Origin of the sequence: Micromonospora sp. NPDC049374 (genome assembly GCF_040677165.1) — a bacterium.
Lineage (GTDB): Bacteria > Actinomycetota > Actinomycetes > Mycobacteriales > Micromonosporaceae > Micromonospora.
Map to the genome: position 1 here is coordinate 123,603 of NZ_JBFAQH010000009.1, position 20,061 is coordinate 143,663.

The following is a 20,061-nucleotide window of genomic DNA, read 5'->3' on the forward strand; positions in this document are numbered from 1 at the left end:
AAGCGATTACCCGGGGCAACAACTTCATGATCGACGCAGGAAACGGCGGGAGGAGCGGGAGAAGGCGGGTTGGTGCGGGTCAGGCGGCGATGCTCGCCAGGTGCTGCTTGACCTGGTTGATCGACGGGTTGGTAAGCGCGCTGCCGTCGGCGAAGCGCAGCGTGGGCACCGTCTGGTTACCGCCGTTGACCTGCATCACGAACGTCGCGGCCGCCGGATCCTGCTCGATGTCGACCACCTGGTAGGCGATCCCCTCCCGGTCGAGCTGCGACTTCAGCCGGTGGCAGTAGCCGCACCAGGGAGTGGAATACATCGTCAGCATGGTCAGATCCTCCAACGTCACGCCCGGCGGCTTGCCGATCAAGCACAGGCTATCCGCTGCAACGTCCGGGGAAGCTGCGACAATTCCCCGCTGTGGTGGTTAACTCCGCGTCCGAACGCGTGCTCGCCGGGCTCGATCCGGAGCAACGCGCGGCGGTGACCGCCCCGGCCGGCCCGGTCTGCGTGCTCGCCGGCGCCGGTACCGGCAAGACCCGGGCCGTCACGTCCCGGATCGCGTACCGGGCACTGACCGGTGAGATATCGGCCCGTCATGTGCTCGCGGTCACCTTCACCGCCCGGGCCGCCGCGGAGCTGCGTCAGCGGCTCGCCGTGACCGGCGTGGCCGGCGTGCAGGCACGTACCTTCCACGCGGCGGCGCTGCGCCAGATGCGCTACTTCGCACCTCGGCTGCTCGACGGCCGGGCCATGCCCGAGCTGCTGGACAGCAAGGTCCGGTTGGTCACTCTCGCCGCGGCGCGAGCCGGCCTACGGGCCGACCGGACGGCTGCCCGCGACCTCGCCGGTGAGATCGAGTGGGCCAAGTCCTCCCTCGTCGAGCCGGGTGAGTACCTGGTGGCCGCCGCCAAGGCGCTGCGGGAGACCTCGCACGAGCCGGCGAAGGTGGCGGAGGTGTTCGCCGCGTACGAGAGGCTCAAGCGGACCGGCGGGGTGATCGACTTCGAGGACGTGCTGCGTGCCGCGGTCTGGGGGATCGAGGAGCATCCGGACGTCGGCGAGCAGGTCCGCAACCAGTACCGGCACTTCGTCGTCGACGAGTACCAGGACGTCAACCCGTTGCAGCAGCGGCTGCTGGACGCCTGGCTCGGCGGACGGGACGACCTGACCGTGGTCGGCGACGCGTCCCAGACCATCTACTCGTTCACCGGGGCCACCTCGGCGTACCTGGTCGACTTCCCGCGTCGGCACCGGGCGGCCACCGTGGTCCGGCTGGTCCGCGACTACCGGTCGACGCCGCAGGTGGTCGGCCTCGCCAACGCGGTCATCTCGCAGGCGCGGGGCACCGAGGCGCGGTTGCGCCTCGAACTGGTCGGGCAGCGCCCGGCCGGCCCGGAGCCGGAACGGCGGATCTTCACCGACGAGCCGGCCGAGGCCGCCGCGGTCGCCGCCCGCTGCCGGGCGTTGATCGACGCCGGCACCCCGGCCCGCGAGGTCGCCGTGTTGTTCCGCACCAACGCGCAGTCCGAGGCGTACGAGAAGGCGCTCGCCGAGGCCGGCGTGCCGTACCAGGTCCAGGGGGCGGAGCGGTTCTTCGAACGTCCCGAGGTGCGCCAGGCGATGGTCGCACTGCGCGCGGCGACCCGGTCGCTGCCGGGTGAGACCCCGTTGCGGGCGGCGGTGGTCGAGGCACTGGCCGGCGTCGGATGGGCACCCGATGCTCCGCCGCCCGGGGGTGCCGCCCGTGAGCGGTGGGAGGCGCTGGCCGCGCTGGTTCAGCTCGCCGAGGAGTACGCGGCCACGCCGGAGATCCTGCCGCTCGGAGTGGCCGCCACCGTGGAGCGTCCGGTCACCCTTACCGATTTCACCGAGGAACTGGCCCGGCGGGCGGCCCAGCAGCACGTGCCGACCGTGGACGGGGTGACGCTGGCCTCCCTGCACTCCGCCAAGGGGCTGGAATGGGACGCCGTCTTCCTGGTCGGCCTGGCCGAGGGCACCCTGCCCACCACGTACGCGCGCACCACCGAGCAGGTCGAGGAGGAACGCCGACTGCTCTACGTCGGTATCACCCGGGCCCGGCAGTGGCTCTGGCTGTCGTACGCCTCGGCGCGCTCGCCGGGCGGCCGGCCCCGGCGACCGAGTCGATTCCTGCCGCAACTGGCGCCCGCCGTCGCGACGGAGCGGGCCGACGGGGGACGACCGGGGCGGGCTCCGCAACGGCGGGCCGCCACCCGGATCGTGTCCTGCCGGATCTGCGGCACGACCCTCCTCGCCGGACCGGACCGCAAGCTGGGCCGGTGTGCCACCTGTCCCTCCGACATCGACGACGAGTTGCACGAACGGCTGCGCGAGTGGCGGTCCCGGGTGGCCGGGGCGCAGAAGGTGCCCGCGTACGTGGTGTTCACCGACGCGACGCTTGTGGCACTGGCGGAGCGGCGACCGGGCCGGGCCGACGAACTGGTCGCGATCGCCGGGATCGGACCGCGCAAGCTGGGCCTGTACGGGGAGGCGGTGCTGGCGTTGGTGGGGGGCGCGACCGTCGACGAAATCTGCCCGCAGAAAACTTTCTGAATCTGACCGTTAATTCGTTTGCCCTCGCCCTACCGGCCGGCATAGCCTCAGGGCACACCTCGAAGGGGGCCCTGTTCGGGCTGCTCACGGGGTCTGTTTCCGGGTCGACCACGAGTGAACGTCAAAGGAGGTGGCACCGATGGAGAGCTACATCTACCAGCGTCCGACGGCGCTGCCCGTTGCCGTCGCTCCGCTGTCGGCTGCCCTGATGACTGCCGCTCCGCTGGCGGAAGTCCGGGCCACCACCGTCGCCGCGCGACCGTGGGCTCCGCAGGTGCACCGGGCCGAGATTCAGGCCGAGCTGATCCTCGCACCGGTCACGAACGGGCTCCAGGGGAGCAGTGGGTTCACGGGCAAGGGCGTCGATGGCGTCAACAAGCGGATGGACGTCCGCGGTGTTCCACCTCGAGGTAGACCGGTCTGACACCAGACCACCGGCTCACCTCGAGGCCGCGGAACCCGCATACCGGGATCCGCGGCCTCAGTTTTTTTTTGCACCGCCGAAGTACGTCTGAACAGCGATCCACGAGATCGCAGTGAGAGAGAGGTGACCGGGCGATGAGTCTGGCGTTGGCCCCGCTCGACGTGAGCGTCGAGGTGGAGGCGAACCTGCCCTGCCGGAAGTTCGACCCCGACCTGTGGTTCTCCGACTCGCCCACCGAGCTGGAACTGGCCAAGTCGCTCTGCGGGGACTGCCCGCTGCGCGTCGAGTGCCTGGCCGGTGCGGTCGAGCGGGCCGAGCCGTGGGGCGTCTGGGGTGGCGAGATCTTCGAGCGTGGCGCGGTCGTTCCGCGCAAGCGGCCCCGTGGCCGCCCGCGCAAGGAGGACCTCGCCCGTGACGCCGAGTTGCGGGTCGAGGCCGAGGCGCGGCTGGCGGCCAATGGTCTCGCCGCGTCGCGCAGCGCTGTCCGGCTGGCTGCCTGACATGTTCCCGATTCAGACCGACCCCGCCGGTGTCGCACCGGCCGAGAGAAAGCTGACCACCATGCTGCACCTTCCGAACGGAGCCGAGATGTACCTACTCCACGAAGCGTTGTCGAGGGCTCGAATGCTCCGGCCTCAGGCCGGTCGCACCACCACGAGCACTGAGGCAACCCGATCCGCCCGTACCATCGCCATGACCGGCCGCGCCCGGTCAGCCCGCGAACTGGGCGTTCTGTAGGACGAACACGCAGCCGGCGGGCGGGGACCGAGGGTCCCCGCCCGCCGCGTCATCGCCGCACCACTCAGCCGACCGGAGCGAATCCCGGCAGCCAACGTTCCAGGATGCCCCGGTAGGGGGCCTTGGCCTCCAGTTGGCACAGCACCCCGATCGACCCGAGCGTCACCCGGTGGATGAGCAGGTAGGACGGCGGCAGGTTGAGCTGTCGGCTGAACTGGTACGCCGGGGAGCGAGGGCTGGCCAGCCGGGTGGCTTCGGCGCGCAGCCAGGCCCGGGTGAACCGGAACTCGTCGACAGCGATCGGCTCCAGCATCGGACGCAGGAACTCCAGCAGTGCGTGCGCGTCGATCGGCTCGACGCCACTGACGAAGCCCTCGGCCCGCAGCCCGGCCTCGACCTCGTCGGCGTCGCCGCGCAGGGCCAGCCCGGCGATGCGGCCGATCGGTTCCGGCGTACCCTCCGGCATCCGGGCCACCGCCCCAAAGTCGATCACGCCGAGCCGGCCGTCGGGCAGCAGTCGGAAGTTTCCGGGATGCGGGTCGGCGTGCAACAGCCCGGCCCGAGCCGGCGCGGAGAGATGGAGGGTGGCCATCAACCGGCCAGCCTCGTCGCGCTGCTCCTCGCTGCCGGACCGGATGATGTCGGCCAACGGGGTGCCCGTTATCCACTCGGTGACCAGGACCCGGGGGGAGGCGTGGAAGACCTCCGGTACGTAGATCTCCGGGTCGTCGGCGTACCCGGCGGCGAAGGCCCGCTGCGACTCCGCCTCCAACTCGTAGTCCAGTTCCTCGGTGATCCTCTCCCGCAGCTCGGCCAGGAGGGGCTTGATGTCCAGCCCGGGCTGGATGGCCCGGAACATACCCCCCAGCCGGGAGAGCTGCTTGAGGTCGGCGAGCAGGGCATCGCCGGCGCCGGGATACTGGATCTTCACGGCGACATTACGGCCGGAACCGTCCGGTAGCCGCCACACGGCCCGGTGCACCTGCCCGATGCTCGCCGCGGCGGCCGGGGAATCGTCGAAGTCCACGAACCGGTCCCGCCAGGCCGGGCCCAACTGCTCGGCCAGCACCTTGTACACGCTGGCGGCGGGCAGCGGCGGCGCGGCCTCCTGGAGTTTCGTCAGCGCCTGCCGGTAGGGCGCGGCGATCTCCTCCGGTAGGGCGGCCTCGAACACCGACAGCGCCTGACCGAACTTCATCGCCCCGCCCTTGAGCTGGCCGAGGACGCTGAACAACTGCTCGGCCGTGCGTTGCTGGATCTCGGCGGAGATCACGTCGGAGGCGAGCCCGGTGACGCGCTTTCCCATGCCGAGGACGGTCCGGCCGGCGAAGCCGAGCGGCAGAGCGGCGAGCTTGGCGGTCCGGGACACGGCCCGGCGCGGGATGTCGGTCACGTGGTCATTGTTACCGACTCGACCGGCCTGCTGCTGCCGTGCAGCCGCACCCGCGCTGCCGGTGCACTGTTCAGCTGCCGCATCGGCAGCGCGGGTGCGGCGGCCAGTAGCGCCGCCGGAGGCTGCCGGGGGCCACCACCTCGGCCGACCCGCCGAGGGTCTCGGGGGTGCCGCCGTCGAGTTGGCTCAGTGCCTCGCCGACGGCGTATCCGGTCGCGGTCAGCAGGAGACTCACGGCGCAGGCCGGGGTGGGCGGGGTGCTGGCGAGTTGGGCCGCTAGCGTCGGCCAGCCGGGGTCCCGGTCGGCCCGGTGCAGGTCAAGACAGCGCAGGCAGGGGCCGACCGGCGGGCGGACCAGCGGGCCGACCGCCGGAATTCCCTCCCGGATGTCCACCAGCAGGTGCGGTTGTCGCCGTTGGGCGTGACCGACGGCCAGCAGCGCGGCCGGCCGATCGCAGCCGAGTTGCACGACCAGATCGGGACGGGGCCGGCGCAGCGGGCCGGTACCGGTGCCGGGGGCGGCCCGCTGCACCGCCGCCCGGGCCGCGGCGTCGAGCGGACTGCCGATCTCGGTGGCGGTGATACCGGTGCCGACGAGATCGAGCGGACGAACCGCCCCGGACAGGTCGGGGTGGACATGACCGACGCCCGCCTGGGCCAGGGCGACCGCGATGGCGGGGCCGAGTGGACCGCTGCCGGTGACCGTCACCCGGGCGGCCAGGCGGCGCCGGAGCACCTGGGCGGGGGTGCCCGGCAACCGGGCGGTAGCCAGCGCCAGCGCGCTGGCCTCGGCGGCGAGCCGGGTCCGGCTCGGTCCGGTGAGATCCCGGGGTACGAGGGTGTGGGCCGGCACCACCAGACCGGCGGTGCGCAGGGCGTCGAGCAGGGCGCGGGCGTGTTCCGGGCGGACTTCCGTCCCGGCCAGCACCTGCCGTTCGCTGCGGGTGCCGTCGAGCAGGTCGAGCAGCCGGGCCGCCCGGGGATCGGCCACCTCGACCAGCACCGCCCGCTCCCGACCGAGGCCGAGCTGAAGGGTGTGCCGGTCGCGCCAGAGACGGGTGAGTCCCGGTAGCAGGCGGGGACGGGGGGACGGCGGGCGTTCGGTGGTTCGCGTCATGAGCACGAACAGTGACCGCATCCGCGCTTTCCGTCGATCGTTGTCCACAGGTGGTCAGCCCCGGATCCAGGGCTGTCCACAGGATTCGGCGAGTTATCCACAACTCGCGAGTACTACTGTCGGTGGTCCGACAGTCACCATGCATACGAGCGGGGGGTGGCCACTGGCCACCCCCCGCTCGCAGTACGCGTACGTCAGACCTTCGCCTTGCCCAGGATGCGGTTCACTGTTGTGCCACATACCGGACACTTGCCCTTGGCCATGTTCATGCCGGTCTTCGAGACCTCGACACGGCCTTCGAAGTCCCGCTTCTCCTTGCACTTGACGCAGTAACCGTTGTAGGTCTGGGCCTGGTCGGCCACGGTGTGCCCTCCTCGTGTCGTCCACCGGTCGATAACGACCCGGTGGGTCTCCCGGTGGCGGTCGCTCAGGGCGCCCGGCGCCGGTCCTGTCCGGTGGCCACCTACGTGACCACTGGTTGGCGGACCCTACCCAGGTGTGGGCGGTTCCATGTCAGCTGCGCATTGCCACTGTGAGCAAGGCGACGTCGAGAGTGTGCACGCCGAATTGGGTCGGATCAGTCAGTTTGCCGGGGACACGCCGACCGGTACCCCGCAATTACGCTGGTAGTGCCGCCGAGACGGGGGCGCGGACCCCAATTTGAGCTCCGCGGCGATGATCACTTACCGTGTTGATCGGCCCAGGTGTGACACCTCGCCGGTCACCACGAAGGGTGACCGTGACGGCTGCCCCGGGTCCGGCAAGAAATTTTTCGGGACTCCTGGCGACCAATCCCCATTTTCCGGACGCGTGTCGAGGGGTTGACTCTTGCGGACCCCTGGTCACAACGCATTAGCTTGCCAACGTGACAGCAAACCGAGGCTGCGCGGTCCACTGATGGCTGGGCCGCGGAAGCCGGTCGTCGAGGTACGGCGCAGCCAGCGTCGGCGACGCACGGTGTCCGCCTACCGCGACGGGGAGCGGGTCGTGGTCCTCATCCCCGACCAGTTCTCCCGGGCCGAGGAGAGCGAGTGGGTCGACCGGATGCTCGCCCGGCTGGCGGCCCGCGAGGGGCGCCTGGTCCGCTCCGACGCCGAACTGCTGGACCGGGCCAACCGGCTGATCAAGCTCTATCTCACCGAGTACGGCAACCAGGCCCTGCCGGCCAGCGTCCGGTGGGTGAGCAACCAGAACGGGCGGTGGGGCTCCTGCACCCCGGCGGACCGTTCGATCCGACTGTCCCACCGGATCCAGGAGATGCCGGATTGGGTGATCGATTACGTGCTGCTGCACGAACTGGTCCACCTCATCGTCTCCAGTCACAACGCACAGTTCTGGGCACTGGTCGGCAGGTACCCGAAGACCGAACGGGCGCGCGGCTACCTGGAGGGCGTGGCGGCCGTCGCCGGCACCCCCTGAGTGCCCCGCCGCTGCGGCGGTAGGGTCGGTGAATGGCCCGACGTGTGGTGGTGGCGCTGCTCGCGCCGATCGCCTGGACGCCACCCGGCGTCGACCCGGTGGACTGGCGTACGGCGCTCGCCGAGGACGTGGTGGACCTGCTCGCCATGCTCAACGAGGTGGACACCGCAGTGGCGGTCACGCGCGCCGACCGCTGGCTGGCCGACGCGGTGATCTGGCCCGGCACGACCGTGTACGAGGTGCCCGAGCCGACCCCGAACGCCGTGTTCGCCGCCCTGACCGGTGCCGGTGGACCGGACGCGACGGCCGGCACGGACCGGCAGTCCGGTGCCGGGCCGGCGGGCGGAACCCCGGTGCCGGTCGACCGCTACGAGCAGGTGGCGGTCGTCGCGGGCGATGCGCCCGACCTGCCCGGACTCACCGTCGGCAAGTTGCTGCGTCCGCTGACCAGCCGGCCGGTCGCGGTCGCCCCGGCCGAGGGTGGCCTTCCCGGGTTGCTCGGGGTGGCGGCCCGGCTACCCGTACCGTCCTGGCTGCCACCGGTGGACATGGACGCCACGATGCCCGCGACCGTCCGGGCGGCGGCACCCCGCCCCGGCGACCTGGCGGTGACCCCCTCCTGGCACCGGCTGCGCGGACCGGCGGATCTGGCCCGACTCGATCCGGCACTTGACGGGTGGGAACACACCCGGTCCCTGCTGTCCGGTGCGGGCCGGAGCGGCTGACCTCGCCGTCTCGGCGCGACCGTGATGGGGCGGCCGGGCAGGGCCCGGTCGGGTGAGATCATCTCGGCCGTCATGCGGCGACCGGCCGGTCGAGCCGGTCAGGCGCGGCCCTCGCCACCCTCGGTGTCGTCGCGGCGTTCCGTCTCGCCCGGGGCCTTCTCCTCCGGGCCACCCGGGGCGGAGAAGTCGAAGTTCTCCAACTCGGTCATCAGATCCACGTCGGCCATGGCGAAGGCGACCGGGTCGGCGAAGTCGTCGTCGGAGGGCAGCAGATCGGGGTGCCCCCACAGCGCGTCCCGGCCGGCGATCCCCCGGTGCTCGGTGAGCGCCGCCCAGAGTGCCGCGGCCTCGCGCAGCCGACGGGGCCGCAGCTCCAACCCGACCAGGGCCGCGAAGGTCTGCTCGGCCGGCCCGCCGGCCGCCCGGCGGCGACGGAACGCCTCGCCCAGCGCCACGACGTTCGGCAGTCGGCCGTCGGCCGCCCCGTCGACCACGTGGCAGACCCAACCCTCCACCAGGGCGAGGGCGGTCTCCAGCCGGGCCAGCGACGCCTTCTGCGTCGGGCTGTCCTCCGGCGTGAAGATGCCTTCCAGGGCGATTGCCTGCATCGACTCCGGGTCGGTCGGGTCGACCCGTCCCATCGCCTCCTCGATCGCTTCCCGATTCACCCGGATGCCGGCGGCGTACGTCTCGACGGCGTTGAGGACGTGCCCCCGCAGCCACGGGACGTGCTCGAAGAGCCGCTGGTGCGCCGCCTCGCGCAGGGCCACGTAGAGGCGGACCTCGTCCTCGGGCAGTTCCAGCCCCTCGCCGTACGCCTTGATGTTGGCGGGGATGAGCGCGGCCGTGCCGGCCGGTCCGAGCGGCAGACCGATGTCGCCGGCGGAGAGCACCTCCGCGGCGAGTGACCCGAGGGCCTGGCCGAGTTGGCCGCCGAAGAGCGCGCCACCGAGCGTGGCGACCATCGACTGCATCGGGCCCAGTTGGGCCCGGGCCTCCGGCGGGACCAGGTCGCCCATCGCGCCGACCATCCGGCTGGCCACCGGGTCGCACAGCTTGCGCCAGACGTCAAGCGTCTTGTAGATCCACTCGTTGCGGTTCCAGGACACCGTGTTACGGATGCCCGAGGGCAGCGCGGAGGCCGGCTCCAACCAGAGGTCGGCGATGCGCAGCGCCTCCTCCACCGCGTGGCGCTCGTACGGGGAGACCGCCGGGTCGCCCGCCGCGGCGAGCTGACTGGCCGCCACCTGACGGGCAAGGTCCCAGTTGACCGGCCCGCTGCCCGGGGCGGAGAGCAGGTGCTGCAACTGCGACATGAACTGCTGCATCTGCGCAGGGTCGTTGGGGTCGGGCGGCTGCCCACCCGGTAGCGCGAAACCGAACGGAATATCAGGCACGACGTCTACGGTACGCGCGCTCGGCCCCGGGCCGCCGCCACCGCGGTTGCGCTGAGGGCGAAGTCGTTCGTCGTGCCGGCCGGGAGCCGCGACCGGGATCGGTACGCTCTGCCGCATGAGACGTCGCGGCCTGACCGTCCTGCTCGGTGCTCTGCTCACCGCACTGCTCAGCATCGGGGTGCTCGGCGCGCCCGTCCCGTACGTGGTGCTCGGTCCCGGCCCGACCGTCGACACGCTCGGTCAGGCGGACGGCAAGGAGGTCATCCAGGTCACCGGCCGGGAAACCTCCACCTCCGCCGGTCAACTGCGGCTGACGACGGTGGGGGTGCAGCCCGGCGTCAAGCTCCGGTCGGCCATCCAGGGCTGGCTCTCCGACGATCAGGCCGTGGTGCCGCGTGAACTGGTCTACCCGCCGGGGGAGACCCAGGAGGAGGTGGAACAGCGCAACGCCGAGGACTTCCAGGTCTCGCAGACCAGCGCGGAAACCGCCGCGCTGCGGGAACTCGGGTACGAGGTGCAGGTCGTGGTCAAGACGGTCGCGGCCGACGGGCCGTCGGCCTCGGTGCTGCGACCCGGCGACGTGGTGACGTCGGTCGAGGGTGAACCGGTGCCGTTCGCCTCCCGGCTGACCGAACTCATCCTGGCCCGGCCGGCCGGCAGTGCTCTGCGGATCGGGTACACCCGGGACGGCACCGCGCGCACCGACACCATCACCAGTCAGGAGCAGGACGGCCGCCCCCGGATCGGGATCGAGATCGAGCAGCAGCAGCCGCACCCGTTCACCCTCTCCTTCGACCTGAAGGACATCGGTGGCCCAAGCGCGGGTCTGATGTTCGCCCTGGGCATCATCGACAAGTTGACCCCGGACGACCTGACCGGCGGTCGGATCATCGCCGGCACCGGCACCATCGACGACTCCGGGCAGGTCGGCCCGATCGGCGGGATCCCCCAGAAGTTGGTCGGGGCGAAGCAGGCCGGTGCGACCGCGTTCCTGGTACCGGCGGCCAACTGCGCCGAGGCGGTCCGTAACCGGCAGCCGGAGCTGCCGTTGGTCAAGGTGGGCTCGCTCGACGAGGCGTTGGACGCACTGGAGAGGCTGCGTTCCGGGAGCGAGCCGGCGTACTGCTGAGCCGCGCGGCATGACCTTGCGCTCACGCTTTCAGGAACACCCCGTACTCTGGGTGCCTGGTCGGAGCCGATCATAACGAGCGTGCGGAGCCAACAGTGGTCATGCGTAGCAGCAGCCCCATGCCGAGGATGAGCCGACGCGGACGCGTCACGATCGGGGTCCTGATCGGGGTGTTCGTGCTGTTCACCCTGCTCGGCTGGGGGGTGCAGGCCTGGACGGACTGGCTCTGGTTCTCCGAGGTCGACTACACCGAGGTCTTCCGGGGCGTGCTGGTCACCCGGCTGCTGCTCTTCCTGGCCGCGGGCCTGGCGATGGCGGCGATCGTCGGCGGGAACCTCTGGCTCGCGCAACGGCTGCGCCCACGGATGCGACCCCATTCACCGGAACAGGCCACCCTGGAACGGTACCGGATGCTGCTCGGCCCCCGGCTGGGCCTGTGGATCACGGCGGCCGCCGCCGTCGTCGGTCTCTTCGCCGGCCTGTCCGCGCAGAGCCGCTGGAACCAGTGGCTGCTCTTCCTGCACGGTGGCAACTTCGGTGTGGACGACCCGGAGTTCGGCGTCGATGTCGGCTTCTACGTCTTCCAGTTGCCGTTCTGGCGGTTCCTGCTGGGGCTCGGCTTCACCGCGGTGGTGCTGGCGCTGATCGGCGCGCTGGCCGTGCACTACCTGTTCGGCGGGGTACGCCTGCAGGGCGTCGGCGACCGGATGAGCAACGCCGCCCGGGCTCACCTGAGCACGCTGGTCGCGGTCTTCGTCCTGCTCAAGGCCGTCGCGTACGTGCTGGATCGGCGGGCGATGCTGTTGGAGTACAACGACGGTGTGGGCGTCTACGGCGCCGGCTACGCCGACATCAACGCGCTGCTGCCGGCCAAGGAGATCCTCGCCTACATCTCCGTGGTGGTGGCGATCGCGATCATCGTGTTCTCCAACGCCTGGATGCGGAACCTGGTCTGGCCGGGCATCTCGCTGGCCCTGCTCGGCGTCTCCGCGGTGGCGATCGGCGGCATCTACCCGTGGGCGGTGCAGACCTTCGAGGTCAAGCCCAGTGCCCGGGACAAGGAAGCGCCGTACATCCAGCGCAGCATCGACGCCACCCGCGCGTCGTTCGGGCTGGACATCGCCCAGAGTTCGGCGTACGCGGCCAACAACCTGAACCCGCCGGAGAGCCTGGCCACCGACACCTCCGTGGTGCCGAACGTCCGGCTGCTCGACCCGCAACTGGTCAGCGAGACCTACACCCAGCTCCAGCAGGTCCGCGGCTTCTACAGTTTCGGCCCAAAGCTCGACATCGACCGGTACACGATCGATGACGCGACGCAGGACTACGTGGTCGGCGTACGCGAGATCAACTATGGCGAGCTGACCGCCCAGCAGAGCAACTGGATCAACCGGCACACCGTCTACACCCACGGCTACGGAGTGGTGGCCGCACCCGCGAACCGGGTGGTCTGCGGTGGCCAGCCGTTCTTCGTCTCCGGCTCACTCGGCGAGCGGACGCAGGAGGCCTGCGCCTCGTCGACCGACCTGATCCCGGCGAACCAGCCCCGGATCTACTACGGCGAGCGGATGGCGGCCGGCGACTACGCCATCGTCGGCAAGCCGAACCCGGACGCCAACCCGGCCGAGTTCGACCGCCCGGCCGGCGAGAGCGGCGAGGGCGGCGAGGGACCCGAGTCGTACTACACCTACACCGGTGAGGGCGGCGTCGAGATCGGCTCGTTCGCCCGTCGCCTGCTCTACTCGATCAAAGAGCAGGAGGCGAACTTCCTGCTCTCCGAGGCGGTCAACGACAACTCCAAGCTGCTCTACGTGCGTAACCCCCGGGACCGGGTGGAGAAGGTCGCGCCGTTCCTCACCCTGGACGGCGACCCCTACCCGGCCCTGGTGGACGGCCGGGTGCAGTGGATCGTCGATGGTTACACCACCGCCGCGACCTACCCGTACGCCGAGCGGGTCAACCTCCAGCAGGAGACCACCGACGAGCTGACCGGCCGGGGCACCATCCAGCTGGCCCGGGAGAACGTCAACTACATCCGCAACTCGGTGAAGGCGACCGTCGACGCGTACGACGGCACGGTCACCCTCTACGAGTTCGACGAGAACGACCCGGTCCTCAAGGCGTGGAACAAGGCGTTCGGTGGCGACCTGATCAAGCCGCGGGCCGAGATCCCGCCGGCGCTGGTCGAGCACTTCCGCTACCCGGCCGACCTGTTCAAGGTGCAGCGCAACCTGCTGACCCGGTTCCACGTCACCACCCCCGGCGACTTCTACTCCGGCCAAGACTTCTGGCAGGTGCCGAACGTGCCGGACGCGCCGGACAGCGGGGTGAAGCAGCCGCCGTACTACCTCTACACGCAGTTCCCGGGCCAGGAGGCGCCCCGTTTCCAGCTGACCAGCGCGGTCACCCCCAACGGTCGGCAGAACCTGGCCGCGCTGATCTCCGGGTCGTACCAGGACGGCAGGCCGACGTTGCAGGTGCTGGAGCTGCCGGACCAGACGGCGATCTCCGGGCCGGTGCAGGTGCACCAGCGGATGACAAACACCAACGCCACCATCCGGCAGCAGCTGAACCTGCTCTCCTCGAACCAGGCCCAGGTGCAGTACGGCAACCTGCTGTCGCTGCCCTTCGCCAACGGGATGCTCTACGTCGAGCCGGTCTACGTCAAGAGCAACCAGCAGGATGCGTATCCGCTGTTGCAGAAGGTGCTGATGTCGTACGGCGACGGTGGTTCCTACGTCGTCCTGGCCGACAACGTCGCCGACGGCATCAAGCAGTTGGTCGAGCAGGGCAAGCAGGCAGCGGCTGGTAATCCGCCGCCGCCGGCCGGGGGCGAGGAGCCGCCGCCCGAGGGCGAGGAACCGTCGCCGTCGCCGACGGCCACTCCGTCGCCGGGCGACGCTCCGCCGCTCACCGGTGAACTCGGTGCCGCCGCCGAGCGGGTACGGGCCGCGATCACCGAGGTGCGTGCCGCGCAGGCATCCGGCGACTTCGAGCGGTACGGTCGCGCGCTTGCCGCACTGGACGAGGCGCTCACCGCGTTCCAGCAGGCTCAGCAGGTGGCGGGCACCAACGGTACGCCGAGCCCGCCGGCGCCCACCGGCAGTCCCTCGCCCACCGGCTGACCGATCCACCGGTGCAGCCCGCGGCCCGGCGTTCCTCGCCACTGCCGCGGGCTGCGCCGTGTCTGAGGGGCGACCGACCTGAGCGCTGACCGGAAATCGGCAGGACGGCGGCGGCGAAACGAGGCGTTCCGTGGGTCGTTTTGCGGGCAGCGGGGGTGGTGCGCTACGGTGGATCTACCGACGCGGGGTGGAGCAGCTCGGTAGCTCGCTGGGCTCATAACCCAGAGGTCGCAGGTTCAAATCCTGTCCCCGCTACTGCGAGAAAGAGGTCCCGGATCCGTCCGGGGCCTCTTTTCGTTCACCCGGCGGTCGATTCGGCCGCTCGGCCGTCCTCCGGTCGCCGGCCGACCAGCCGGCACCCTCGGGCCAGCCGACGGTCCAGCGGGGGCGGTGACCAGGCCCGGAGCGTTACGGGTGGGGCTGGTGATCGCCATGGTTGCCGGTGGGGTAGGCTGGTCCTACCGACGCGGGGTGGAGCAGCTCGGTAGCTCGCTGGGCTCATAACCCAGAGGTCGCAGGTTCAAATCCTGTCCCCGCTACTGCCACGACAGCGGCCCCGGATCCGTCCGGGGCCGCTGTCGTTGTCCGGCACTGTTTTCCGGCGTCGACACGAGCGTCGTTCGGCCGGCCGAGGTTGCGCGTCTCGGCGAGGATGGGCGCATGTCTTCCTTTGGTAGGTGGTGGGGGCGGCTCGGCACGCTCCTGGGTACGGTCGTGCTGACGGTCTTCGTCCCGGTCGCGGCGTGGGCGTCGACCGGCACCGGCGAACTGGTGGTGGAGGCGGCTCGACGGCGCGGGCGTGGTGTCGGCGTCTTCGGTTTCCTGAGCCTGCTCTGCTGCCTGGCGGTGGTGGCCGTGATCGTCCTGCTGGTGATCCGGATGACCCGTCGCCGGCGCTGACCGGGCGTGGCGAGAGACCGTTCGCGCCCTGGCGGTCGCGTCGTGGACCGCCAGCGGCGGTACGCCCGGCGCGTGGTCTACTTGTCCGCGTGGAACTTCTGCACTCGGGCAAGGTGAGGGACGTCTACGCCGAGGGCGATGACCTGATCCTGGTCGCCTCCGACCGCGTCTCCGTCTACGACGTGGTGCTGCCGACCCCGATCCCGGACAAGGGCAAGCTGCTCACCGCGTTGTCGCTGTGGTGGTTCGAGCAACTGGCCGACCTGGTCCCCAACCACGTCATCTCGGCCACCGACGTGCCGCTGGAGTTCGCCGGGCGGGCGATCCGGTGCCGCCGGCTCGAGATGGTTCCGGTCGAGTGCGTCGCCCGTGGCTTCCTCACCGGCGGCGGCCTGAAGGAGTACGAGAGCACCGGGAAGGTCTCCGGCGTCGAGCTGCCGCGCGGGCTGGTCGAGGCCTCCATCCTGCCGGAGCCGATCTTCACCCCGTCCACCAAGGCGCCGGTGGGCGAGCACGACGAGCCGATGACCTTCGCCGAGGTGGTCGACAAGGTTGGCGCGGAGACCGCCGACCGGCTGCGGCAGCTGACCATCGACGTGTACTGCCGGGGCGCGGAACTGGCGGCCGACCGGGGCATCCTGGTCGCCGACACCAAGATCGAGCTTGGTTGGGCACCGGACGGCACCCTGGTCCTCGGCGACGAACTGCTCACCCCGGACTCGTCCCGGTTCTGGCCGGCGGAGTCCTACCAGCCAGGGCGTGCCCAGTTCTCCTACGACAAGCAGTACGTACGGGACTGGGCGGCGCGCAGCGGCTGGGACAAGCGGAACCCGGCACCGGAGGTGCCCGCCGATGTGGTCGACGCCACCCGGGCCCGCTATGTGGACGTCTACGAGAAGCTGACCGGCGAGCGCTGGTAGCCCGCGCGGCGCAGACCGGCGTGCCCGGCGTGCCGCTATTCGCCGCTGCGGTGGCGGCCGACGTGCTGCTCGGCGGGGACGGTCGCGGTGATGATGCGTACCGTGGTGCCGGCCGACCCGGTCTCGACGTCCATCGCGTCGGTCAGCTCGCGGGCCAGCCAGAGCCCCCACCCGCCGGCCGTCTCAGGCGCGGGGCGGCTGCGGTTGTCGAGGTTCTGTGTGCTGATGCCTGGACCGTGGTCGGCGACCTCGCACAACACCAGGCCGGGCTCTTCCCACAGCCGCAGCCAGCCCTGACCGCCGCCGTGCCGCACCGCGTTGGTGATCAGCTCGTTGACGGCGAGCACGAAGTCGTCCAACCGCTCGTCGCGCAGCCCGGTGGTGCGCGCGCAGGCGGCGACCGAGTGTCGGAGCTCGGTCACCTGGGCCTGGTCGAAGGCGTCGGCGATCAGGAGGGCGTGTTCGATGGGCACCACCGTACGCGGTGTGGGAGATCCTGCGTTCGTCATGGCCCCGTCCCGACAGAGATCGCAGAGGTTTACGCGGCTTTTACCACCGTACGTCAGGGTTGGTCGAGGTGCATCGGCCGCAGGGGGCCCCGACGGCCTGTGGCATGGTGGCGCACGTGCCTGCTGCCGGTGGTTTCGAGGTGCCGCTCTGGCGTGCCGTCGCGGTCTTCCGGGTGGCCTCCCTGGCGTACGTCTGCGTGGTGTTGATCCGCGACGCGGACCGCTACGCCCACCCCCTCGCCGCGACGGCGCTGGTGTTGTTCATGGCGCTCTGGACCGCCGTCACCGCGATCGGGTACGCGGTCCCGGCCCGGCGCGGTTGGCCGCTGCTCCTGGCCGATCTGGGCGTGGTGGTGGCGATCCTGCTGGCCACCCCGTGGGTGATGGGCCGGCCGGCGCTCGACGCGGGGCTGCCGACCCTCCCGGTGGCCTGGCTGAGCGGGCCGGTGCTGGCCTGGGCCGTCTGCGGCGGGCGGCGGCGGGGCGCGGTCGCGGCGCTTGTGCTGGGCGCGACCGACCTGGCGACCCGGGGCATGGTCACCCCGACTGCGTTCAACGGAGCGATCCTGATGCTGCTCGCCGGCGTGGTGGTCGGGCACGTCGCCCGGCTGACGGTGACCGCCGGGGAGCGGCTGCACCGGGCGGTCGAGTTGGAGGCCGCCACCCGGGAGCGGGAACGGCTGGCCCGGGACATCCACGATTCGGTTCTCCAGGTGCTCGCTCTGGTGCAGCGGCGGGGTGCCCACCTCGACGGGGAGGCGGGCGAGCTGGCCCGGCTGGCCGGGGAGCAGGAGATGGCGTTGCGGTCGCTGATCTCCGGTGCCGGACCGGTTCCGGCCGGTGCCGCCGACGCACCGGTGGACCTGCGCACCCTGCTCGGCCGGCACGCTTCGGCCGCCGTGTCGTTGTCCGCACCGGCGGGCCCGGTGCCGCTGCCTCCGGCGGTGGCCCGCGAACTGGCGGCGGCCGTCGCAGCGGCGCTGGACAACGCGGCCCGGCACGGCGGCGGTCGAGCCTGGGTGCTGGTCGAGGACGAGGAGTCGGCGGTCACCGTGTCGATCCGGGACGAGGGGCCGGGCTTCCCGCCCGACCGGCTGAACGAGGCGGCGGCCCAGGGACGGTTGGGTGTCGCCCAGGCCATCCGGGGGCGGCTGACCGACCTGGGTGGTACCGCCCGGATCAGCTCGACGCCGGGTGCCGGCACCGAGGTGGAACTCACCGTGCCGAGGAGGCAGCCATGAGCGGCGTACGCGTGATGGTCGTCGACGACCACCCGATGTGGCGGGAAGGGGTGGCCCGTGACCTGGCCGAGGCGGGCCACGAGGTGGTGGCCAGCTGTGGCGAGGGCCGACAGGCGGTCCGGGTGGTCGCCGCAGCCCGTCCCGACGTGGTGGTGCTCGACCTGCAACTGCCGGACATCTCCGGCGTGGAGGTGATCCACGGACTGCGGACGGCACACCCCGGGGTGCGGGTGCTCATGCTCTCGGCCAGCGGTGAGCAGCAGGGCGTGCTCGACGCGGTGAAGGCCGGCGCCACCGGTTACCTGCTCAAATCCGCCGGGCTGGCGGAGTTTCTGGAGGCGGTGCGCCGCACCGCGGCGGGCGATCCTGTCTTCACACCCGGCCTGGCCGGACTGGTCCTCGGCGAATACCGCCGTCTGGCCGCCGGCGGCGGCGACCAGGCGGCGGCCGGTGCCCGGGACGCGGCACCCCGGCTCACCGACCGGGAGACCGAGGTGCTGCGGCTGGTGGCCAAGGGGATGTCGTACCGGCAGATCGCCGAGCGGCTCGGGCTGTCGCACCGTACGGTGCAGAACCACGTGCAGAACACGCTCGGCAAGCTCCAGTTGCACAACCGGGTCGAGCTGACCCGGTACGCGATCGAACGCGGCCTGGACGACTGAGCGGCGGCGCCGGTCGATCAGACCGAGTGCGGCGGCCGGGTCTCGTGCACGGCCAACTCCTCGGCGCTGGCTCCGCCACCGGCGGCACCCGCGTCGTACGCGATCGAATCGGTCTCCTGGTCGGTGTGGGCCCCCTCGTCCGGTTCGACAAGCCGGCCGACGGTGGCGTCCGCGGTGGTGCCCAACCGGTCGTGGTCGTAGAGGGAAACCGGAGACTTCGGGTCGGAGGTGGGGCCCGGATCGATCACGTCGGCGTCGAGCTGGGCCTGTGCCGCCTGCTCCCGGCTGTCCGCTTCGGCCGCGATGTCCGGATCGACCGGCCCGGCCAGCGGATCGTCGACCGGCAGCTCGAACCGCTCCCGGCCCAGCTTGTAGTCCAACGACTCACCGTCGAGTTGCTCCTCGGCGGTGGTGCCGAACTCGTCGACCGCCACCGGCGTCCGGTCACCGGGCAGCTGAGCCGGGGCCGGGCCGTCCGCCTCCCGTCCGGTCAGCACGTCGTCCCCGGCCGTCGAATCGTCGTCGGCGGTGTCGGGCAGGCCGTCGGCCTCGGGATCGGACACGGGGGTCGGGTACTCGTCGTCGCGCATGACTGACCACTACCCGCTGCCCTCCCGCCGTAACCGGTCCAGGCGGGGTGGTTGGCCGGTCGGGCGTGGTTGTCAGGCGTCCCGTTCGCTCAGCGGGTCAGCCGGCGGGCCAGCGCGGCGACCGTGCCGACAGCGGTGCCGGCGGCGGCCAACCCGAACGCGGCGGACATCCGGACCAGTTGGCGGCGCCGGCCGTGCCAGCCGCCCTCCGCCGTTGCCGCGGCGTCGGCCCGGAAGACGTTACCGGTGGTGTCGGCCGTCGGCGGCGGCCCGAACTGGGTGTACCGGCCGTACCAGCCGAGGACTCGTTCGGCCAGTGCCGGCGCCAGCCGCCACTGCATGCCGATCAGACGAGCGGCACCGCCGGCGTACGCCTCCCGGCGGGGCCGCCGCAGCAACCGGACGATCGTCTCCGCGACCACCTCCGGCGGATAGACCGGCGGCGGCGGAAGCACCTGCCGGCCGCTGTGATTGGCGGCGTGCCGGAAGAACGGCGTGTCGATGGTGGCCGGCAGCACGGTGCAGATCGAGACCGATCCCCGGCCGGTGGCCCGCAGCTCCTGGCGGACCGTGTCGGAGAGCCCCCGGACCCCGTGCTTGGCGGCGTTGTACGGCGACTGGTAGGGCATCGCCACCTCGGCCAGCACCGAGGCGTTGTTGACCACGACGCCGCCGCCGGCCGCACTGAGGTGAGGCAGCGCGGCCCGGATCCCGTTCGCCGTGCCGAGCAGGTTGACGTCCAGCACCCGGCGGAACTCGGCCACCGGGATCTCGTCGAACAACCCGATGGTGCCGACCGCGGCGTTGTTGATCCAGGCGTCGATCCGGCCGAACTCCGCCACCGCGGTCGCGGCGAGCCTTCGCATCGCGTCCGCGTCCGTCACGTCGGTGGGCACCACCAGGGTGCGACCGCCCAGCTCACGACAGTGCCGGGCCACCTCCCGCAGGGCCGGCTCGGTACGCGCGGCCAGCACCACGGTGCTGCCGCAGCGGGCCAGGGAGTACGCGGTCGCGGTGCCGATGCCGCTGGACGCACCGGTGATGACGATTGTGGCGTCAGCCAGGTTTCGGGCGAGGGGCATTCCTCATCGGTACCCCGTCGGGTCCGGGTCATGCCGCCGAGCGTGCCCCCGATCTGCGAGGTTTCGGCTCGTCGGAGCCCGGTTAATGGGACGCTCTGACCGGAGACCACCGCCTCATCCGC

Annotated in this window: 19 protein-coding genes and 2 tRNA genes; 13 read left to right on the top strand and 8 right to left on the bottom strand. The window is 71.4% G+C overall.

Translation table 11 applies throughout. The annotated features are described in order from the left end of the window. Positions 1–79: 79 nt before the first annotated feature. Positions 80–322, bottom strand: a complete 243-nt coding sequence (locus AB0J93_RS16845; protein WP_164447927.1) for a mycoredoxin — start codon at positions 320–322, stop codon at positions 80–82. Between the two features lie 92 nt (positions 323–414). Here AB0J93_RS16845 and AB0J93_RS16850 point away from each other — a divergent pair, with 92 nt between their 5' ends. The 3 genes from AB0J93_RS16850 to AB0J93_RS16860 all read left to right on the top strand — a co-directional run bounded on the left by AB0J93_RS16850 (position 415) and on the right by AB0J93_RS16860 (position 3,492). Next, positions 415–2,568: an ATP-dependent DNA helicase UvrD2 gene (locus tag AB0J93_RS16850; RefSeq protein WP_363922731.1), complete on the top strand. Its 2,154-nt coding sequence runs from the start codon at positions 415–417 to the stop codon at positions 2,566–2,568. A gap of 139 nt (positions 2,569–2,707) precedes the next feature. Next, positions 2,708–2,992 (top strand): hypothetical protein, encoded by a 285-nt coding sequence (locus AB0J93_RS16855; RefSeq protein ID WP_363922733.1) that lies wholly within the window; start codon positions 2,708–2,710, stop codon positions 2,990–2,992. Between the two features lie 134 nt (positions 2,993–3,126). Beyond that, on the top strand, positions 3,127–3,492 hold the full coding sequence (locus AB0J93_RS16860; RefSeq protein WP_099849908.1) for a WhiB family transcriptional regulator: 366 nt from the start codon (positions 3,127–3,129) through the stop codon (positions 3,490–3,492). 302 nt (positions 3,493–3,794) lie between these two features. Here AB0J93_RS16860 and AB0J93_RS16865 read toward each other — a convergent pair whose 3' ends face one another. The 3 genes from AB0J93_RS16865 to AB0J93_RS16875 all read right to left on the bottom strand — a co-directional run bounded on the left by AB0J93_RS16865 (position 3,795) and on the right by AB0J93_RS16875 (position 6,602). Then, a complete protein-coding gene (locus AB0J93_RS16865) occupies positions 3,795–5,123 on the bottom strand; it encodes an AarF/ABC1/UbiB kinase family protein (RefSeq protein ID WP_363922735.1) in 1,329 nt (442 codons plus the stop codon). Positions 5,124–5,193: 70 nt separating this feature from the next. After that, positions 5,194–6,240 carry a hypothetical protein gene (locus AB0J93_RS16870; RefSeq protein ID WP_363922737.1) on the bottom strand — a complete coding sequence of 349 codons (1,047 nt, stop codon included), beginning with the start codon at positions 6,238–6,240 and terminating at the stop codon, positions 5,194–5,196. A 194-nt stretch (positions 6,241–6,434) separates the two neighbouring features. Then, complete coding sequence (locus AB0J93_RS16875; protein WP_012014940.1) at positions 6,435–6,602, bottom strand: DUF5679 domain-containing protein; 168 nt, start codon at positions 6,600–6,602, stop codon at positions 6,435–6,437. 535 nt (positions 6,603–7,137) lie between these two features. Here AB0J93_RS16875 and AB0J93_RS16880 point away from each other — a divergent pair. Together AB0J93_RS16880 and AB0J93_RS16885 are read left to right on the top strand one after the other, a co-directional pair. Further along, positions 7,138–7,659, top strand: a complete 522-nt coding sequence (locus AB0J93_RS16880) for a M48 family metallopeptidase (RefSeq protein ID WP_363922739.1) — start codon at positions 7,138–7,140, stop codon at positions 7,657–7,659. A 32-nt stretch (positions 7,660–7,691) separates the two neighbouring features. Next, positions 7,692–8,384, top strand: a complete 693-nt coding sequence (locus tag AB0J93_RS16885; protein WP_363922741.1) for a hypothetical protein — start codon at positions 7,692–7,694, stop codon at positions 8,382–8,384. Positions 8,385–8,482: 98 nt separating this feature from the next. Here the strand turns inward: AB0J93_RS16885 and AB0J93_RS16890 are convergent, their stop codons facing one another. Next, a complete protein-coding gene (locus tag AB0J93_RS16890; protein WP_363922743.1) occupies positions 8,483–9,781 on the bottom strand; it encodes a zinc-dependent metalloprotease in 1,299 nt (432 codons plus the stop codon). Between the two features lie 115 nt (positions 9,782–9,896). On the opposite strand from AB0J93_RS16890, the gene AB0J93_RS16895 reads away from it, so the two are divergent. From AB0J93_RS16895 to AB0J93_RS16920, 6 genes are all read left to right on the top strand, one after another. Beyond that, positions 9,897–10,910, top strand: a complete 1,014-nt coding sequence (locus AB0J93_RS16895) for a PDZ domain-containing protein (RefSeq protein WP_363922745.1) — start codon at positions 9,897–9,899, stop codon at positions 10,908–10,910. A gap of 101 nt (positions 10,911–11,011) precedes the next feature. Further along, positions 11,012–14,035, top strand: a complete 3,024-nt coding sequence (locus tag AB0J93_RS16900; protein WP_363922747.1) for a UPF0182 family protein — start codon at positions 11,012–11,014, stop codon at positions 14,033–14,035. A gap of 181 nt (positions 14,036–14,216) precedes the next feature. Further along, a tRNA-Met gene (locus tag AB0J93_RS16905) sits at positions 14,217–14,290 on the top strand. 210 nt (positions 14,291–14,500) lie between these two features. Next, positions 14,501–14,574, top strand: a tRNA-Met gene (locus AB0J93_RS16910). Between the two features lie 121 nt (positions 14,575–14,695). Next, entirely contained in the window at positions 14,696–14,935 is a 240-nt protein-coding gene (locus AB0J93_RS16915; RefSeq protein ID WP_210939869.1) for a hypothetical protein, read from the top strand. 89 nt (positions 14,936–15,024) lie between these two features. Further along, positions 15,025–15,855 (top strand): phosphoribosylaminoimidazolesuccinocarboxamide synthase, encoded by an 831-nt coding sequence (locus AB0J93_RS16920; protein WP_363922750.1) that lies wholly within the window; start codon positions 15,025–15,027, stop codon positions 15,853–15,855. A gap of 35 nt (positions 15,856–15,890) precedes the next feature. Here AB0J93_RS16920 and AB0J93_RS16925 read toward each other — a convergent pair whose 3' ends face one another. After that, complete coding sequence (locus AB0J93_RS16925) at positions 15,891–16,364, bottom strand: ATP-binding protein (RefSeq protein WP_363922752.1); 474 nt, start codon at positions 16,362–16,364, stop codon at positions 15,891–15,893. A 104-nt stretch (positions 16,365–16,468) separates the two neighbouring features. Between AB0J93_RS16925 and AB0J93_RS16930 the strand changes: the two genes are divergently transcribed. Together AB0J93_RS16930 and AB0J93_RS16935 are read left to right on the top strand one after the other, a co-directional pair. Continuing rightward, on the top strand, positions 16,469–17,605 hold the full coding sequence (locus AB0J93_RS16930; RefSeq protein ID WP_363922754.1) for a DUF5931 domain-containing protein: 1,137 nt from the start codon (positions 16,469–16,471) through the stop codon (positions 17,603–17,605). Continuing rightward, complete coding sequence (locus AB0J93_RS16935) at positions 17,602–18,267, top strand: response regulator transcription factor (protein ID WP_363922756.1); 666 nt, start codon at positions 17,602–17,604, stop codon at positions 18,265–18,267. The genes AB0J93_RS16930 and AB0J93_RS16935 overlap by 4 nt, the downstream gene beginning before the upstream one ends. Before the next feature lie 17 nt (positions 18,268–18,284). On the opposite strand, the gene AB0J93_RS16940 is transcribed toward AB0J93_RS16935, so the two are convergent. Together AB0J93_RS16940 and AB0J93_RS16945 are read right to left on the bottom strand one after the other, a co-directional pair. Further along, a complete protein-coding gene (locus AB0J93_RS16940; RefSeq protein WP_363922758.1) occupies positions 18,285–18,857 on the bottom strand; it encodes a DUF5709 domain-containing protein in 573 nt (190 codons plus the stop codon). 89 nt (positions 18,858–18,946) lie between these two features. Continuing rightward, positions 18,947–19,939: an SDR family oxidoreductase gene (locus tag AB0J93_RS16945; RefSeq protein WP_363922760.1), complete on the bottom strand. Its 993-nt coding sequence runs from the start codon at positions 19,937–19,939 to the stop codon at positions 18,947–18,949. Between the last annotated feature and the right edge of the window lie 122 nt (positions 19,940–20,061).

Coding starts and splice junctions, on each gene's coding strand:
- AB0J93_RS16845 (WP_164447927.1), bottom strand. CDS start 322: ATGCTGACGATGTATTCCACTCCCTGGTGCGGCTACTGCCACCGGCTG.
- AB0J93_RS16855 (WP_363922733.1), top strand. CDS start 2,708: ATGGAGAGCTACATCTACCAGCGTCCGACGGCGCTGCCCGTTGCCGTC.
- AB0J93_RS16860 (WP_099849908.1), top strand. CDS start 3,127: ATGAGTCTGGCGTTGGCCCCGCTCGACGTGAGCGTCGAGGTGGAGGCG.
- AB0J93_RS16870 (WP_363922737.1), bottom strand. CDS start 6,240: ATGACGCGAACCACCGAACGCCCGCCGTCCCCCCGTCCCCGCCTGCTA.
- AB0J93_RS16880 (WP_363922739.1), top strand. CDS start 7,138: ATGGCTGGGCCGCGGAAGCCGGTCGTCGAGGTACGGCGCAGCCAGCGT.
- AB0J93_RS16885 (WP_363922741.1), top strand. CDS start 7,692: ATGGCCCGACGTGTGGTGGTGGCGCTGCTCGCGCCGATCGCCTGGACG.
- AB0J93_RS16895 (WP_363922745.1), top strand. CDS start 9,897: ATGAGACGTCGCGGCCTGACCGTCCTGCTCGGTGCTCTGCTCACCGCA.
- AB0J93_RS16900 (WP_363922747.1), top strand. CDS start 11,012: ATGCGTAGCAGCAGCCCCATGCCGAGGATGAGCCGACGCGGACGCGTC.
- AB0J93_RS16915 (WP_210939869.1), top strand. CDS start 14,696: ATGTCTTCCTTTGGTAGGTGGTGGGGGCGGCTCGGCACGCTCCTGGGT.
- AB0J93_RS16925 (WP_363922752.1), bottom strand. CDS start 16,364: ATGACGAACGCAGGATCTCCCACACCGCGTACGGTGGTGCCCATCGAA.
- AB0J93_RS16930 (WP_363922754.1), top strand. CDS start 16,469: ATGGTGGCGCACGTGCCTGCTGCCGGTGGTTTCGAGGTGCCGCTCTGG.
- AB0J93_RS16935 (WP_363922756.1), top strand. CDS start 17,602: ATGAGCGGCGTACGCGTGATGGTCGTCGACGACCACCCGATGTGGCGG.
- AB0J93_RS16940 (WP_363922758.1), bottom strand. CDS start 18,857: ATGCGCGACGACGAGTACCCGACCCCCGTGTCCGATCCCGAGGCCGAC.
- AB0J93_RS16945 (WP_363922760.1), bottom strand. CDS start 19,939: ATGCCCCTCGCCCGAAACCTGGCTGACGCCACAATCGTCATCACCGGT.